Consider the following 14,715-nt stretch of genomic DNA (forward strand, 5'->3'; position numbering starts at 1 on the left):
CACTGGTCACTCCGAGGTCATGAGCAGCAGGCCCTTCGTCCAGTTCGCCAGTGCGACCTTCGCCCCCGGAACCTGGTTGACGCCTGCCTCGCCGCGCAGTTGCTGAACGGCTCGAACGATCTTCTGAATGAGTTGCGAGACGCCGGTGTGCGAATGCGACATCAGCCCGCCGTCGGTGCAGATGGGGTACCTGCCGCCGACCCGGATCTCCTCCGGCGCCAGCAGCGCCGGACCTTCGCCGGGCGCGCAGTAGCCGTAGGCCTCGAAGTACCGCACCACCTCGTAGGTGAAATTGTCGTAGAGCTCGAACACGTCCACGTCAGCGCGGTCGATGCCCGCCTGGCCGAATGCCGCCGCGGCGGCCCGCCTGCCGACCGGACCGGTGCGGTCGTAGGTGGGCGGGTTGACGTAGGTGGGTCCCCACTCGTCGCGCCCGCCGCCGAGGATGCGGACCGGCGTCGTGAGCAGATCGCGCGCCCGGCGCATCGAGGTGAGCACGATCGCGCTGCCGCCTTCCGACGTCGTCGCGCAGTCCAGCAGCCGGTACGGCGAGGCGATCATGCGGGAGGCGAGGATGTCCTCGGCCGTGAACGGACCACGTCCGTAGTACACCGCGTTCGGATTGACCGCACCGTTGTTGCGGATGGTCGCCGGAATGTGGGCCAGGTCTTCCGGCCGGATCCCGAACTCGTACATGTACCGCTGCGCCGGCAGTGCCCACTCCACGGCGGTGTGCAGGCCCCACGTCTCGATGAACTCGTTGCTGGGGCGGGTCCAGGGCGCGGTCGAGCCGCGGTCGGTGTAGATCGACGCCTGCCCGCTGGCGATCAGTGCGACCTCGCACTCGCCGGCGGCGATCGCCAGTGCGGCCTCCAGCGCGGCCTGCACCCCCGCCATCTCCCGCCCGACCCAGAAGCCGGTGGCGCCGGCCTCGTAGGCGAACCGGCTGCTCGCGTCGGCGTCCAGGCCGATGCCGATGTTGAACCCGTCGACGTCCGACATGGTCAGTCCGGCGTCGTCCAGGGCCCCCCTTGCCGCTTCGAGCGTCACGGCGCTGGAGGTGCGGCCGGGCAGCGTCCGCGCCTGCCGGGTGTTGTAGGCACCGACGACGGCTACGCCCTGCAGGGCCGCGCCGATGTCGCGGGTCATCCGTGATCACCGGCCCGGTCCGGGCGCACTCGCACCAGGGCGTCGAGGGCGCAGGCGCCGTCCTCCGTGACCAGGAGCGGGTTGACGTCGATCTCCGCGGCCGCACCGCTCGCGGCGATTTCGGCCAGGCGCAGCAGTACCTGGGTGACGGCGGCACGGTCGGCCGGTGGGCTGCCGCGCCAGCCGTCCAGCAGCGGTGCGATGCGAAGGCTGCCGATCATGGACTCGGCCCGCTCGGGCAGCAGCGGAAGCACCGACAGCGCGGTGTCGGCCAGCGCCTCGGCCTGCACGCCGCCCGCCCCGATCGTGATCACCGGTCCGAGCACCGGGTCGTGGGAGATCCCGGCCAGCAGCTCGATTCCGCCGGCCATCACCGGGGCGACCAGGAAGCCGTCCAGCGCGTCGGCGGCGGGTCCGGTGCGCATCGCTTCGGCGGCCTCCCGCACCTCGCCGGCCGAGGCGAGGCCGACCCGCACGAGCCCCAGCTCGGACTTGTGCGGCAGGCCCGAGCCCCGTCCTTTCAGGACCACGGGATAGCCGATCTCGGCCGCTGCCCGCACCGCTTCGTCGACAGTGCCGACCGCCCGGTGCTCGACCACGGGGATGCCTCGCTCGGCGAGCCACCGCAGCGACGCGGCTTCGTCCAGCACGGCAGTGTCCTCGTCGCGGCTGTCCGTGATCGGGGGCAGCGCGCGTGCGGCTTGCCGGAAGGCATCGCCGGTCGCCTGCCGGCGGTGCCGATCGATCAGCGCCTTCGTGGCCACCAGCGCGTTGCGGCAGTTGCGGAAGACCGGCACACCATGATCGTGCAGCCGGTGGAACCCCTCGCCCGACGTCGTCGGGGCCAGCCACACCACCAGGATCGGCTTGCCGGTCGTGCGGCGCGCCGCCACGACGGCGTCGACCATGCCGTCGCTGAGCGCCCCGGAGTCCCCCGGGATCACGCAGAGCAGCACCCCGGTGGCCGGGTCGGCCAGGATCGCGGCCAACTGGTCGGGGGCGGTGCCGGCGAACACCGACGTGCCGCCGTTGTCCACCGGGTTGGCGACGACGAGGTAGTCGGGGATCAGCTCGCCGAGGCGGGTCTGCGTTTTCTCCGACAGCGGCGGCAGGGCGAGGCCGGCGACCGTGGCCAGATCCGCGAGGTGGGCCACCGAGCCGCCGGAGATGCCGTAGAGCACCACACCGTCCGTGCCGGGCATCGGCGACCGGGCCAGGGCGACGGAGACCTCCAGCAGCTCGTCCATGTCATCTACCCGGGTGATCCCGTACTGGGCGAAGAACGCGTCGTGCACGGCATCCGAACCGGCCAGGTGAGCGGTGTGGGAGACGGCCATCGACTCGCCGACCGCACTCCGGCCGACCTTGACCACGACGATGGGCACGTCCTGGTCCAGAGCCGCGATCGCGGCCTCGCGCAGGCGCTGGCCGGACCGGAAGCCCTCGATGTAACCGGCGATGGCGACCGTGCCGGGGTCGTGGGCGAAGAACTCGATGAAGTCCGCCGCCTCCAGATCGGACTCGTTGCCGGTCGGCGCCCAGTAGCTGAACGCGACGCCGATCTCCTCGGCCTGGATGATCGGTCTGCCCTGCGCGCCGCTCTGCGTGACGAGCCCGATCTTCGCCGCAGTGCCCGCGTGGTCGCGCAGTTCCAGGCTGTTGATGTTGGTGTTCGGCCCGAGCAGCCGGATGCCACCGCGGCGGCACGCGGCCGCCAGCCGGTGCTCGCGTTCGATGCTGTCGGCGGTGCCCAGCTCGCTGAACCCCGAGGTGAACACGATCGCGAACGCCGGCAGGTCGCCCGTCGTGGCGGCCTCGTGCACCGCGCTTTCCAGCACCGCGACCGGGTCGGCGACCTGCAGCACCGCGACGTCGACCGGGCCCGGCACGGCCGCGAGGCTGGGGTAGGCGGCCCGTCCGAAGACCTGGGAGCGCCTGGGGTTGATCGGGTAGAAGGCCGCACCGCGGGCGTCCGCGATCTCCATCAGCCGCCGCGTTTGCGCGGCGACGGCGGTACCGCTCTCCGTCGCGCCGACGAGGGCCAGGCCGCGTGGCCGGTACAACCGGGTGAGATCCACGGTCGGCCCGATGCCCCCGGCGTGCGCCACTGACTCGTCCGCGCCGTTCATCGGCTCGCCACCGCCTTCTGCGCGAAGGACAGATCGAGCACGTCCGTGTCGGCCAGCGGCCGGCCGTACCGGAGGACACCGGGAGTCAGCCCGTACACCTCCTGCAGGTCGTGCATCATCGAGCCGGGGATGGCCAGCTCGGGGGAGAACACGTTGGCCGGGGAATGGCTCATCACATCCGCACCGATCTCGGTCGCCTCGGACAGCTTCCGCATGACCTCGGCGTTGGCGTGGTAGTCGCCGGTCAGATGTTCGCGAATCGTGCCGGCGTAGGCCGCCATGAACCGTTCGCCCAGTGCGCGGTCGTCCTTCAGCAGGCTCGGACCGTAGAGCGTCACCCCGAGCGGCATGCCCGCGGGCACGCCGAAGGCGAACACGCAGCAGTCGGACTTCTCGGCCTCCTGCCACATCGGGTCGACCAGCCACCCGGCTCGCACCGCGCCCGACCGCAGCGCCACGAGGATGTCGGCGGACCCCATCTGCTGGAACTGGACCGCGTTGATGTCCAGCCCGGCCCCGGCCAGCTTCTCGTTGATCACCAGCGAGATCTGCGCGCCGGTACCGACCGCGGAGGCGATCTTCTGGCCGCGCAGCGCCGCGGGGTCGAACGCCGGACCGGCGAGGAGGTCCTTGCGCACCCACAGCCCCTGCTTCGACTCGGGGTTGCCCGAAGTGAGCGGCGCGACGACCTTGACCTGGGAACCGCCGGCGACGGCGTTGAAGAACGACGCCGTCGGCCCGGTCAGCTGCACGTCGGCCCGGCCCGTGGACAGCAGCACCAACCCGTCGCTCGGTTTGGTCACCGCGTACTCGATCTTGATCTTCTGCGCGGCGAACTCGCCCATGGCATCGCCCAGCAGTACCGGAGCGAACGCTTCCAGCTTGGACGATATCGCCACGGTGACGGTGTCGACGTCCGATCCGGACTGCGAGCCCGCCGGCGCGCAGCCGGCCAGGGCCAGCGACAGCAGGCTGCCGAGCACGGCAATTCGTCTCAACACGGCTGATCTCCTCGGTGAATGGTGCCGGCGCAGAGGTGGGTCATTGCCTTGCCCAGGGCAAGATCCGGTTCGCGGCGAACTTGATGATCGAGCTGAAGACCAGGCCCATCACGGCGACGGTGACGATGCCGACGTACATCTGATCGGCGGCCAGCAGCGACCACGAATGCCAGATCCGGTAACCGATGCCGTCGCTGGCCTGCACGAACTCGATCCCGACCATGATCAGGACCGCGACGCCGATGGACAGTCGCATACCCGTGAACAGATGCGGCAGCAACGAGGGCAACGTGATGTGCCGGAAGGTCTGCCAGCCGTTGGCGCCGAAGGCCTGGCCCGCCTCCCGGTAGACCGACGGCATCTTGAGGAACGCCTCCAGGCAGCTGATCCACATCAGGAAGAACACGCCGAACCCGATCAGCAGCACCTTGGGCAGCTCGCCCAGGCCGAAGATCAGCAGAAGCAGTGGCAGCAGCGCGAGTTTCGGCACTGTGTAGAGCGCGGACAGGAACGGCTCGAGCGCCGCGCGGGCGATGCGCGACATTCCGAGCAGCGTGCCGGTGAGGCTGCCGACCACGACACCGAGCGCGAACCCGAACAGGGCGCGGCGGGCACTGGCGAGGAGGTCGTGCAGCAATGTCCCGTCGGTGGCCAGGTCGACGCCGGCGAGCACGATCTGCGACGGCGCGGGGAAGAACTGCGTGTTCACCAGACCGCTGCCGGCGGCCAGCTGCCAGAGCGCGAGGAACAGTGCGGGGGCGGCGATCGAGAGCACGCGGTCGATGCGCCGACGGCGCGTTTCGTGCCCGGTCGGATCGATCTCGGCGGCGGTCGGCACTATGCGCAGCACGCCGGGCGGCCGGCCGGCCCTGTCGGTCAGCACCATGCGGAATCTCCGATTCTGGATCCGTGTCTCACACCGGTGTCCGCACTTCGTGCCGAAGCAGGTTCCACAATCGCTGCTCCAGATGGCGAAACTTCTCGCTGGTGCGGATTTCCGGCTGCCGCGGGCGCGCGAAGGGCACCTCGATCTCTTCGATGATGCGGCCGGGACGGGCGGACATGACGATGACGCGATCGCCGAGCAGCAGTGCCTCGTCGAGGCTGTGCGTCACGAAGACGACCGTGCGCGCGTTCTCCTCCCACAGGTTGAGCAGTTCCTCTTGCAGGAGCATGCGCAACTGGGCGTCCAGCGCGGCGAACGGCTCATCCATGAGCAGGATGTCCGGTTCCACCGCGAACGCGCGAGCGATGGCGACGCGCTGCTTCATGCCGCCGGACAGCGCGGACGGGTAGGACTTGGCGAAGTCGAGCAGGCCGAGCCTGCCCAGCCACTTGCGGGTGATCTCATCGCTTTCCGCACGCGCGACGCCGAGGATGTCCAGTCCGAATCGGACATTGTCGTGAATGGTCTTCCACGGAAAGATTCCGTAGTCCTGGAAGACCATCGCCGTCGCGCGGCGGGCCGCGCCCGAGGTGTGGATCGAGATCTCACCGGAGCTGGGTTTGACCAGTCCGGCCATCATCTTCAACAGCGTCGACTTGCCACAACCGGACGGCCCGACCAGGCACGCGAACTCGCCGCCGCGGATGCTCAGGTCGACGCCGGAGAGCGCTTCGACCGCGAGGCGGGACGCGTAGCGCTTTCCGACCCCGGCCACGGTCACCTTCTCCGTTGTGCCGGTCGTGGTGGTCCCTTGCGGGCTTCGATGAGTCAACTGCGTGGCTCCTCTCGCCTGGCGCGTGTGCCGTTGGAGTCGCGATCAGGTGCGGTGGGCGCCCGGCGGCGTCGACCGCCGGGCGAGTGCGCGCAGGCAGGTCGGCGAGGTGATGATCGACCGCACTGAGTGGAGATTAAAGTATCCTCTTTGGATGTGACCTGCAAGACATTGACCAGCGGTAGGCGACAAGAAACCTAGAAACGCAATGATGTTGCGTCTCGTACTGGACGGACGAGTTGTAAAGAGTATACTGAATAAATGTTCACGAACATGGGCTTCGACGCCGATGGTTGTGTTGTGGTGACCGGCGCGGGCAGTGGCATCGGCCGTGCCGTCGCGCTCGGAGCGGCTGAGCTCGGACTTGCCGTCGCGGCGTGGGACATCCACGGCCGGGCGGCGGGCGAGCTGGCCGCCGAGATCACCGGACTGGGCGGCACGGTACTGCCGGTCGAGGTCGACGCGTCCAGCGCGGAGTCCGTCGCGGCGGCGCTCGACCGCACGCTGGCGTGGCGCACGCCGGGGTTGCTGGTGAACAACGCGGGGCCGCCGAGCGGCGTGCCGCGGCCGTTCGCCGATGGGATCGTCGGCGTGCTCGGCCTCGTCGAGCTGGTGACGACCGCCTGGCTGGATCGCGTGCGGGATCGGGCCTCGGCGGTGGTGAACATCGCGTCGATCGCCGGTACCGCGATCGGCGGGGGAGTGGGCTGGTACTCGGCCGCGAAGTCCGGCGTCATCGGCTACACCCGCCACCTCGCCGCCGCGGCCCCCTTCGCGGTCCGGGTGAACGCCGTTGCCCCCGGTCTGGTGGAAACCCCGCGGATGAAGGAATTCTTGCCCTCGGAGGCCGGCAAGCGCATGGTGGCGCGCACGCCTCGCGGGATTCCGGTGCAACCGGCGGAGGTGGCCGCACCCGTGCTCTTCCTGCTCTCCCCGCTCGCGGCGGCGATCACCGGCACGGTCGTCACCGTGGACGCGGGCCTCTCGGTCACGACTTGACCGCCGATGCGGCGTCGAGCCCACTCGCTGATGCGCGCGGGGAGTTGCCGATGAGTTCCGCGAACCCGCTGCCCACCTCGACTTGCTGAGTCCGCACAACGGAAAGCGGTCCTGGTTCCACGCGCAGCCGTGAGCGGTTGCCGGGCCTCGTCGTGGGCACCGCAGCCGCCCACCGCTGCAGGAAAGCACCGAAAGGGTTGTTCGATGAATCCAGATCTGTTGCGCACCTACCTCGCCGGCCGCAGGGCCAGCCGCCGTGACGCTCTGCGGATTGCCGGGGCCGCAGCAACGTTCGGGGCTGCAGCATGGGCCGGGGCACCCGTGGCGGGCGCGGCCGAGCGTCCCGCTCGTGCGGAGAGCAGAAGGCCCGGAGACCGTTTCGACGACACGCTTTTCGACTACGCGGATCCGGCGAATCTGTCCGACTGGACGCCGAGCCGGTACGGCGCCGACGACCAGCGGGGCGCGTTCAACGAGGTGACGCCCGGCAAGACCGCGGCAGCGCTGGGCCTGCTCCGTTCCAGCGCCGTGACGACCTACAACCTGGGGGAGTTGATGTGGAACGGTTTTCCGGCGGCCGGGTCCGGTCTCCCGCGCAGCTACGAGCAGCGGCTGGCCGTCGGTGGATATGCGCCGCCCCCGGCCTTCGCGGCTGCGGGGGGTGTGCTGATGTCCGCCGATCCGATCGGCACCAACAAGTTGAGCTATCACGAGGAGCGTTTCGCCGCGGAGGTGTTCGCGAACCATCCCGAACCGCTGGCGACGACGTTCCAGATCGGGTCGCAGCTGGACAACCTCAACCACATCGGGGCGGGCGAGTTCTACTACAACGGGCTGCGGGGGCCTGACTTCGCCCGGGGGCACGGGACGGCCAAGCTGGGCAGCGAGCACATGGGCCCCGTCGTGACCAGGGGAGTGCTGCTGGACGTGCTCGGGGTGAAGCTGGCCAAGGGCCAGGCCGGGGATCTCGCCGAACCGGCATCGAACGGCGAGCCGTTGTTGCGGGAGGACTACCGGATCACAGTGGAGGATCTGGCCGAAGCGATGGACTTCGGCGGCATCGACGCGATCGAGCCCGGCGATGTGGTGTTGGTGCGCACCGGGTGGCACCAACTCCTGGCCCGCCGCGACCCGGGCGACATCGAGCGCTGGAAGGCCTCGAGGGGCATGCCGGGGATCTACCTGCGGGAAGCCCGCTGGTTGGCCCGGTCTCGCCCGGCGGTCATCGGCAGTGACACCTGGGCGCTCGAGGTGCTGGGCAGCCGGGTCAACGAGGACGGGGCGGTGTTCCCGGTCCATCAGGAACTGATCATGCGGCACGGCATCCGGATCGGGGAGTCCTACGTGCTCGAAGATCTCGCCCGGGACGGGGTGCACGAGTTCGTCTTCGCGGTGACGCCCCAGTTCTCCGAAGGTGCCACCGCGGGCAACACACCCCCGCTCGCCCTGGCCAGATCCCGCCGGTGAAGGCCTGTTCCTGAACGCGGGTGAGACGTTCGCCGGTGTCGCGGGTGAGCCTCCAGCGGACCGTTCCTTCGCGATGTCCTGGAGTTTCGCAGTCGCGGACGCGGCGGCGGTGCTGGTCGATCGACCCATCGCCGGGCAGGACGACAACGCCGCCGGGCGTCGGCGATCACCGGCACGGTCGTCACCTGGACGCGGCCGTCCATCGGACATCACCGCCGAACCTCACCCGCCCGCTACGCGACAAGGACGTTTCCATGAGTTACGCGAAACCTTCGCCCGCTGCCGACGCTGATCTGGTGCGAAGCCTCGGCGTGCCAACGAAAGGGACGGTGTACGACCTGTCCTCGGGCTGGTGGCGGCACATGCCCACGTTCGACGGCTACCCGCGGTTCGAGGTCGTCACCTACAACTCGCCGCGGGGCCAACGGGTCGACCGCCGTTTCCCGTTCCACGAGCCTGGTGCGAACGACGTGGAGTTCGGTTACGTCTCCGAGCTGGTGTCGGGCAGCCTGCACACCGGGACGCACATCGACGCGCTCTGCCACGTCACCTGCGGCAGTGACGACGAGTGGCACGGCTCGGTGCCGGCCGATACCGCGCTGGGCGACTACGGCGCCACGCGCGGTGACGCCGCGGAACTCGCGCCCATCATCGGCCGCGGTGTGCTGCTGGACGTGCCGCGCGCACTCGGCCTGGACGTGCTTCCGCCGCATTTCGCCGTCGGCGAGGAACACCTCGGGCGTGCGGCGGAAGCCGCGGGCATCACCATCGCGGCCTCCGACATCGTGCTGGTCCGCACCGGACAGATGAAGTTCTGGCCGGACATGGACCGGATCGCCGAGCACAGCGGGGGCAGCGGCGTCGCGCTGGACGGCGCGCAGTGGCTCCTCTCGCACGGTGTGCGCTATGTCGGCGCGGACACGATGTCCTTCGAGGTGCGACCTTCGACCGTGCCGGGCAACCCGTTGCCGGTGCATCTGCTGCTGTTGCAACAACATGGCGTGCACATCATGGAATGGGTCAACTGCGAGGAGCTGGCCGCCGACGAGGTCGCGGAATTCCTGTTCGTCGGGCTGCCGTTGACCATCCGCGGCGGCACCGGTTCGCCGCTGCGGCCCATCGCAGTGGTGTGACGGTGGCCGTCGACGGAAGTGCGGAAGGGAGACGACCATGAACCGGCGCCCGGACGAGGCGTTGATCGATCCGGCCAACGACGTGCCGCTCAGCCCGCTGAGCTTCTTGCACCGCACGGCCGACATCAGTGGCGACGACATCGGGGTGGTCACCGACGCCGGAGAGCGGGTGTCCTGTCGAGCTTGCTGGACCGCGCGCAGCGGCTGGCCGGCCGCCTGGCACATTTCAAGGTGCCGCGGGAGATCCGGTTCACCTCGCTGCCGAGGACGTCGACCGGGAAGGTCCGCAAGGCGGTGTTGCGCGACCAGGTGAGCTGAGGGTGGTGCAGCCGGCCGGCTGCACCACCCTCAGCTCAGGGCCGGCCGTCGGCGAGGGCTTCCGCCCGGACCCGGCGGCGGTCCGGTTTGTTGTTCGGGGTGAGCGGGATCGCTGTGAGCAGGCGCAGCGTCTTGGGGATCTTGTAGCCGGCCAGTTCGGTCCGGCAGTGGGCGCGGAGCTCGGCCAGCTCGATCGGCCTGCCCGGCACGGCGACGACGCCCACCTCGACCCGCTCGCCCCAGTGTTCGTCGGGCATGCCGTACGCGATCGCGTCGGCCACGTGCGGGTGGCGGAGCACCACTTCCTCCACCTCGCGCGGGTAGACGTTCTCGCCACCGCTGATGATCATCTCCTTCCGGCGCCCGGCGATGAACACCCAGCCGTCCTCGGTCCGGGACGCGAGGTCGCCGATGTGCACCCCGTCCGGCCGGAAGGTCGCTGCGGTGTCCTCGGCCAGCCCGTAGTACCCGCCGGCCTGCCACGGGCAGGAGACCACCAGGTCGCCGACGGCACCGGGCGGAACCTCGTGGCCATCCGCACCGAGAATCCGCACGGTGGCACCGGGCAGCGGCCTGCCCACTCCGCTGAACCGGCCTGCCAGGAGGTCCTCGTGGTCGAAGCCCATGACCGACCCCAACTCGGTGGCCCCGAACCCGGCGCGGATCCGGGCATTCGGGAAGTCCTGCAGCAAGCCCTGCACGAAGTCGTCGGTGGAGGGGGCGGAGCCGAAGCGGATCGCGGTGACGTTGCCGCGCCGGGTGGTGGCGAACTCGGGCCGGGCGCGCAGCGCGTTGAACATCGTCGGTGCGCCCATGAGCCTGCTGGCGCCGCGATCGATCGCCGCGAGCGCCGCCGCCGCGTCGAAGCGGGGCTGGATCCACACCTCGCCGCCGGCGAACAGTGGTGCGAGCAGGTTCGTGCCGAGTGTGATGTGGAAGAACGGGGAGAAGAACAGTTCGACGTCGGTGGGGGTCCGGGGGTTGCCGTGCGCGCAGGTGTTCAGCCACAGCCACAGGCTGCGGTGCGTGCGCACTGCGCCCTTCGGGGTGCCGGTCGTGCCGCCGGTCGCGAAGATCACGGCGAGGTCGTCCTCATCCGGCGTGAGCCGGCCGTCGGGGTTGCCGTGCAGCGGCTCCAGGCGTTGGGACACCGGCAGCGGTCGGTCCGCGGCGGGCAGTTCGATCACCCGGTAGCCGGGCTCGCGCGCGAGCGCCGTGTGAGTCGGGTCGGCGAGCACGACGGCGGGGTCGAGCGCGGCGAGATAGGACCGTGCCTCCGGCGCGGTCAGCCGGATGTTCAGCGGCGCGGCCACCATCCCGCCCGCCAGGGCGCCGAGTATCACGACGGTGTGCGGGATCGACGGTGCCATCGCCGTGACAACACGGTCGCCAGGGCGCACGCCCGCGTTCCGGAGTCCGTCCGCCACCGCGTTCATCGCGTCGACGAGCTCGGCGAACGTCAGCTCGCCGCACTCGTCGACGAGCGCTCGGCGGTGCGCCCCGTGCCGTTGCGCGCCGATCGTTCGCAGCCAGTTCGGTAGCGTGAGTTCCTTGCCCACGACGTTCTCCCTCGATCTCACGCGGTCAGAGCTCGGCCCGGAAGACCAGAGCGGGCTGCTCGTAACGGGCCTCCGGCAGGGCGTAGAGCGTAGCGACCTCCGCAATCCAGCTCGGGTATTCGGCGATGATCTGCGCCTGTTCCTGCGGTGCGGGCGACAGACCTGCCGCGGCGAGCAACGCCGGGACGACGGTCGACGGGTCGGCGTTCATCGTGTTCTCCTCGTGCTGTGATCAACCGATGTTCAGGAGGCGACCAGGTCGCGGACACTCACGCTGAGATCGAGCCGGTAGCGAGCCTTGCCGGGCGTCACTGCGTTGCCCGTTCCGATGAGGACTCCGCACCGCGCGGCCGGGCGGAGTGGCCCTCGGTGAGGTCGCGACCGCGGGTCTCGGAGATGCGCCAGATTGCCACGATCGTGATTCCAGCCGCCACGGCCGCGATGCAGCTCAGCGGCAGGCTCGAACCTCCGGCGCCGGCGACCAGGCTGCTCGCGATCAACGGCGTGAAGCCGGCGCCGATCAGGCTGGCCAGCTGGTAGCCCAACGAAATGCCGGTGTAGCGGACGCCCGTGCCGAACATCTCGGAGAGCATCGGTGCCAGCGGCGCGTACATCAGGTTCTGCAACACCTGGGCGAACATCATGCCGACGGTCAGCAGCACCGCGGAACCGGTGTTCACCAAGGCGTACAAGGGCAGCGCGAAGAGCACCGCGCCGATGGCACCGGACAGGCTGACGATGCGGCGCCCCAGTCGGTCCGACCACGCGGAGAACAGCGGGATGCAGACGATGCCGACGCACGCCACGAGCATCAACGCCCGCGCGATGTCGGGCATCTCGTAGCCGATCCCTTTGGCGTAGGCGATGATGTGCGAGCTGATCAGGGCCGAGAGCGCGAATGGTCCGATCCCGACCGCACAGGCGAGGACGAGCGCACGGGGACGGCGTAGCACCTGCAGCGCAGGTATCTTGGGGCGCCGCCGGGAGCCGGCCTCGGCGGCCGCCGCCTCGAACACCGGGCTCTCGACCACCCGAAGCCGCACGTACAGGCCCATCATCAGCAACAGGGCGCTCAACAGGAACGGCAGCCGCCACCCCCAGGACAGCAGGGAATCCTTCGGCAGCAGACTGATCAGGGCGACTACCAGGGTGGACAGGAAGGAGCCGAGGGGCGATCCGAGCTGCATGATTCCCGCCCACAGGCCTCGACGGCGCGAGTCGGCATGTTCGACGACCATCAGCGCCGCGCCTCCCCACTCGCCGCCGACCGAGAGGCCTTGCACCACGCGCAGAACGACCAGGATCAGCGGCGCGGCGATACCGATCGAGCCGTAGGTGGGCAGGACGCCGATGAGGAAACTGGCACTGCCCATCAGCACCATGGTCACCATCAGCATCGACTTGCGGCCGAGGCGATCGCCGAAATGCCCGAAGACGAGCCCGCCCAAGGGGCGAGCCGCATAGCCGGCCGCCATGGTGCCGAATGCCGCGACCGTGGAGGTGGCGGAATCAAGGGACGGGAAGAACAACTCCCCGAACACCAAGGCCGCCATCGTGCTGTAGATCAGGAAGTCGTAGTACTCGATCACGGTGCCGATCAGGCTGGACAGCGTCACCTTGCGCAGTTGCGCGGACTGGCCGCGGCGGGCGGTGTCGCCGGTCCCCGTGGAGTTGTCGGCTGTCGACGGGGCCTGCGTGTGTGGTTCCGGCGAGACCATCGAGACCTCCGTGAGGTGACGGACGCGGCAATGCACTAGTGCCGACGATCCGAAAAGAGTATCCTCTTTAATCTGTGCTCGCAAGACGTTCGGCGCCTACTGCGGGCCGGCGGCGTGCCCGCCGAGGAGTGAAGATTGGCGGCGCCGGCGGGTGTCGAACATGGCTACTGACCTCGAGCAGCAGGGCGTTCGGTTTGACCAAAGGCGACATTCCTGGTTCGCGCCGGTGCCGCTGCGTCCCGTGGCGGCACCGCTGCCCACGGCTCGCGGCCGGTCGCAAAAATAGAGTACACTCAATAGTCGAATGTTCTCCGTTGATGGGAGTTGCAGACGTGATCCGAGCGAACAACCGGCTGGACGATCGCGCGCCCGGGAGGAACTGATGGAATTCGCGTGGAGCGAAGCCGACACGAACTTCCGCGGCGAGCTCGTCGCTTTCCTGGACCGCGAGCTGGCCGGCTGGGAACGATCCGAGACCGGCCTTGGCAGCGCGGTCTACAGTGACTTCTCGCGTGCGTTCGTGCGCAAGCTGGCCGACCGGGGATGGCTCACGCCGCACTGGCCGGAGGAGTACGGCGGTGGCGGTCAAGGTGCGTGGCAGCATTTCGTGCTCGGCGAGGAGATGTGGAAGCGCGGGGAACCACGCGGACCGCAGTACATGAACGTGAACTGGGTCGGCCCTGCGATCATCAAGTACGGCACCGAGGAGCAGAAGCGCAAGCTGCTGCCGCCGATCGCGCGCGGCGAAGTCTTCTGGTGCCAGGGCTTCTCCGAACCGGAGGCCGGTACCGACCTGGCGGCGCTGCGGACGCGGGCGGTGCGGGACGGGGACGGCTACGTCCTGGATGGACAGAAGATCTGGACCTCATACGCCAATGCGGCGGACTACTGCTTCCTGCTGGCCCGGACCGGTTCGGTCGCCGCCGGGCGCGACGGCATCTCGGTCTTCCTGCTGCCGTTGAAGACGCCCGGGGTCGAGGTCCGGCGCATCGACGGACTCGTTGGCGATCACTCCTTCAACGAGCTCTTCCTGACCGGCGCCCGGATTCCTGCCGAATGCTTGCTCGGCGAGGAGAACAAGGGCTGGGAGATCGTCCGGCGCACACTCGCCTACGAACGCGTCGGGGCACCTCGGTACGCGCGCGCCGCGCTGGTGCTCGACCGGCTGGCCGAGTTGTGCGGGGCGGCCGGCCGCCTGGCCGACGTGGGTGTCCAAGAACAGTTCGGCCACGCGCGGGCGCTGTGCGAAGCGGCCAGGGTTCTCGTCTACCGCGTGATCGATGAACGAGCGAAGGCGAAGGAACCCTCGCCGCTGGCGTACCAGGCCCGCGCGGCGATGGTGCAGGCCGAACGGGCCGTCGGCGACCTCGCCTTGGACGTCATGGGCGGCGAAGCCCTGGTGGAGGGAGAGCTGGGCGACGCGCAGTTCCGCAACTCGCTCGGCGCGGGTATCGCGGCGGGCAGCTACGAGGTCCAGCTCAACCTGATCACCCGTCTCATCCTGAACCTGCCGAAGGACTAGCC

General features: G+C 69.5%; 13 protein-coding genes. 5 read left to right on the forward strand and 8 right to left on the reverse strand.

The annotated features are described in order from the left end of the window. Positions 1-6: 6 nt before the first annotated feature. The 5 genes from AC07EQ_RS20685 to AC07EQ_RS20705 are packed head-to-tail and all read right to left on the reverse strand — an operon-like array spanning position 7 to position 5,946. Complete coding sequence (locus AC07EQ_RS20685; RefSeq protein WP_478389543.1) at positions 7-1,149, reverse strand: thiolase family protein; 1,143 nt, start codon at positions 1,147-1,149, stop codon at positions 7-9. After that, complete coding sequence (locus AC07EQ_RS20690; RefSeq protein ID WP_478389544.1) at positions 1,146-3,278, reverse strand: acetate--CoA ligase family protein; 2,133 nt, start codon at positions 3,276-3,278, stop codon at positions 1,146-1,148. Before AC07EQ_RS20690 ends, AC07EQ_RS20685 begins: the two co-directional genes overlap by 4 nt. Further along, on the reverse strand, positions 3,275-4,279 hold the full coding sequence (locus AC07EQ_RS20695; protein WP_478389545.1) for an ABC transporter substrate-binding protein: 1,005 nt from the start codon (positions 4,277-4,279) through the stop codon (positions 3,275-3,277). Before AC07EQ_RS20695 ends, AC07EQ_RS20690 begins: the two co-directional genes overlap by 4 nt. A 40-nt stretch (positions 4,280-4,319) precedes the next feature. Beyond that, positions 4,320-5,165 (reverse strand): ABC transporter permease, encoded by an 846-nt coding sequence (locus tag AC07EQ_RS20700; RefSeq protein ID WP_478389546.1) that lies wholly within the window; start codon positions 5,163-5,165, stop codon positions 4,320-4,322. Between the two features lie 28 nt (positions 5,166-5,193). Then, complete coding sequence (locus tag AC07EQ_RS20705; protein ID WP_478389651.1) at positions 5,194-5,946, reverse strand: ABC transporter ATP-binding protein; 753 nt, start codon at positions 5,944-5,946, stop codon at positions 5,194-5,196. A 312-nt stretch (positions 5,947-6,258) separates the two neighbouring features. On the opposite strand from AC07EQ_RS20705, the gene AC07EQ_RS20710 reads away from it, so the two are divergent. The 4 genes from AC07EQ_RS20710 to AC07EQ_RS20725 all read left to right on the forward strand — a co-directional run bounded on the left by AC07EQ_RS20710 (position 6,259) and on the right by AC07EQ_RS20725 (position 9,914). Beyond that, complete coding sequence (locus AC07EQ_RS20710) at positions 6,259-6,996, forward strand: SDR family NAD(P)-dependent oxidoreductase (protein WP_478389547.1); 738 nt, start codon at positions 6,259-6,261, stop codon at positions 6,994-6,996. Between the two features lie 204 nt (positions 6,997-7,200). Continuing rightward, positions 7,201-8,463, forward strand: coding sequence for a cyclase family protein (locus AC07EQ_RS20715; RefSeq protein WP_478389548.1), 1,263 nt, complete (start codon positions 7,201-7,203; stop codon positions 8,461-8,463). 311 nt (positions 8,464-8,774) lie between these two features. Beyond that, positions 8,775-9,596, forward strand: coding sequence for a cyclase family protein (locus AC07EQ_RS20720; RefSeq protein ID WP_478389549.1), 822 nt, complete (start codon positions 8,775-8,777; stop codon positions 9,594-9,596). Positions 9,597-9,779: 183 nt separating this feature from the next. Next, positions 9,780-9,914: a hypothetical protein gene (locus AC07EQ_RS20725; RefSeq protein WP_478389550.1), complete on the forward strand. Its 135-nt coding sequence runs from the start codon at positions 9,780-9,782 to the stop codon at positions 9,912-9,914. 35 nt (positions 9,915-9,949) lie between these two features. Here AC07EQ_RS20725 and AC07EQ_RS20730 read toward each other — a convergent pair whose 3' ends face one another. The 3 genes from AC07EQ_RS20730 to AC07EQ_RS20740 form a co-directional block, all read right to left on the reverse strand. Then, positions 9,950-11,473, reverse strand: coding sequence for a class I adenylate-forming enzyme family protein (locus AC07EQ_RS20730; RefSeq protein ID WP_478389551.1), 1,524 nt, complete (start codon positions 11,471-11,473; stop codon positions 9,950-9,952). Positions 11,474-11,498: 25 nt separating this feature from the next. Next, a complete protein-coding gene (locus AC07EQ_RS20735; protein WP_478389552.1) occupies positions 11,499-11,684 on the reverse strand; it encodes a hypothetical protein in 186 nt (61 codons plus the stop codon). Between the two features lie 97 nt (positions 11,685-11,781). Then, a complete protein-coding gene (locus tag AC07EQ_RS20740) occupies positions 11,782-13,191 on the reverse strand; it encodes an MFS transporter (RefSeq protein WP_478389553.1) in 1,410 nt (469 codons plus the stop codon). Positions 13,192-13,573: 382 nt separating this feature from the next. Between AC07EQ_RS20740 and AC07EQ_RS20745 the strand changes: the two genes are divergently transcribed. After that, positions 13,574-14,713, forward strand: coding sequence for an acyl-CoA dehydrogenase family protein (locus tag AC07EQ_RS20745; RefSeq protein WP_478389554.1), 1,140 nt, complete (start codon positions 13,574-13,576; stop codon positions 14,711-14,713). Positions 14,714-14,715 lie beyond the last annotated feature (2 nt).

The sequence above is a fragment of the Saccharopolyspora sp. NPDC045839 genome, assembly GCF_056431645.1.

What these genes read in the sequence shown, in the direction of transcription:
- AC07EQ_RS20685 (WP_478389543.1), bottom strand. Translation starts at nt 1,149, where the DNA reads ATGACCCGCGACATCGGCGCGGCCCTGCAGGGCGTAGCCGTCGTCGGT.
- AC07EQ_RS20690 (WP_478389544.1), bottom strand. Translation starts at nt 3,278, where the DNA reads ATGAACGGCGCGGACGAGTCAGTGGCGCACGCCGGGGGCATCGGGCCG.
- AC07EQ_RS20700 (WP_478389546.1), bottom strand. Translation starts at nt 5,165, where the DNA reads ATGGTGCTGACCGACAGGGCCGGCCGGCCGCCCGGCGTGCTGCGCATA.
- AC07EQ_RS20710 (WP_478389547.1), top strand. Translation starts at nt 6,259, where the DNA reads ATGTTCACGAACATGGGCTTCGACGCCGATGGTTGTGTTGTGGTGACC.
- AC07EQ_RS20715 (WP_478389548.1), top strand. Translation starts at nt 7,201, where the DNA reads ATGAATCCAGATCTGTTGCGCACCTACCTCGCCGGCCGCAGGGCCAGC.
- AC07EQ_RS20735 (WP_478389552.1), bottom strand. Translation starts at nt 11,684, where the DNA reads ATGAACGCCGACCCGTCGACCGTCGTCCCGGCGTTGCTCGCCGCGGCA.
- AC07EQ_RS20740 (WP_478389553.1), bottom strand. Translation starts at nt 13,191, where the DNA reads ATGGTCTCGCCGGAACCACACACGCAGGCCCCGTCGACAGCCGACAAC.
- AC07EQ_RS20745 (WP_478389554.1), top strand. Translation starts at nt 13,574, where the DNA reads ATGGAATTCGCGTGGAGCGAAGCCGACACGAACTTCCGCGGCGAGCTC.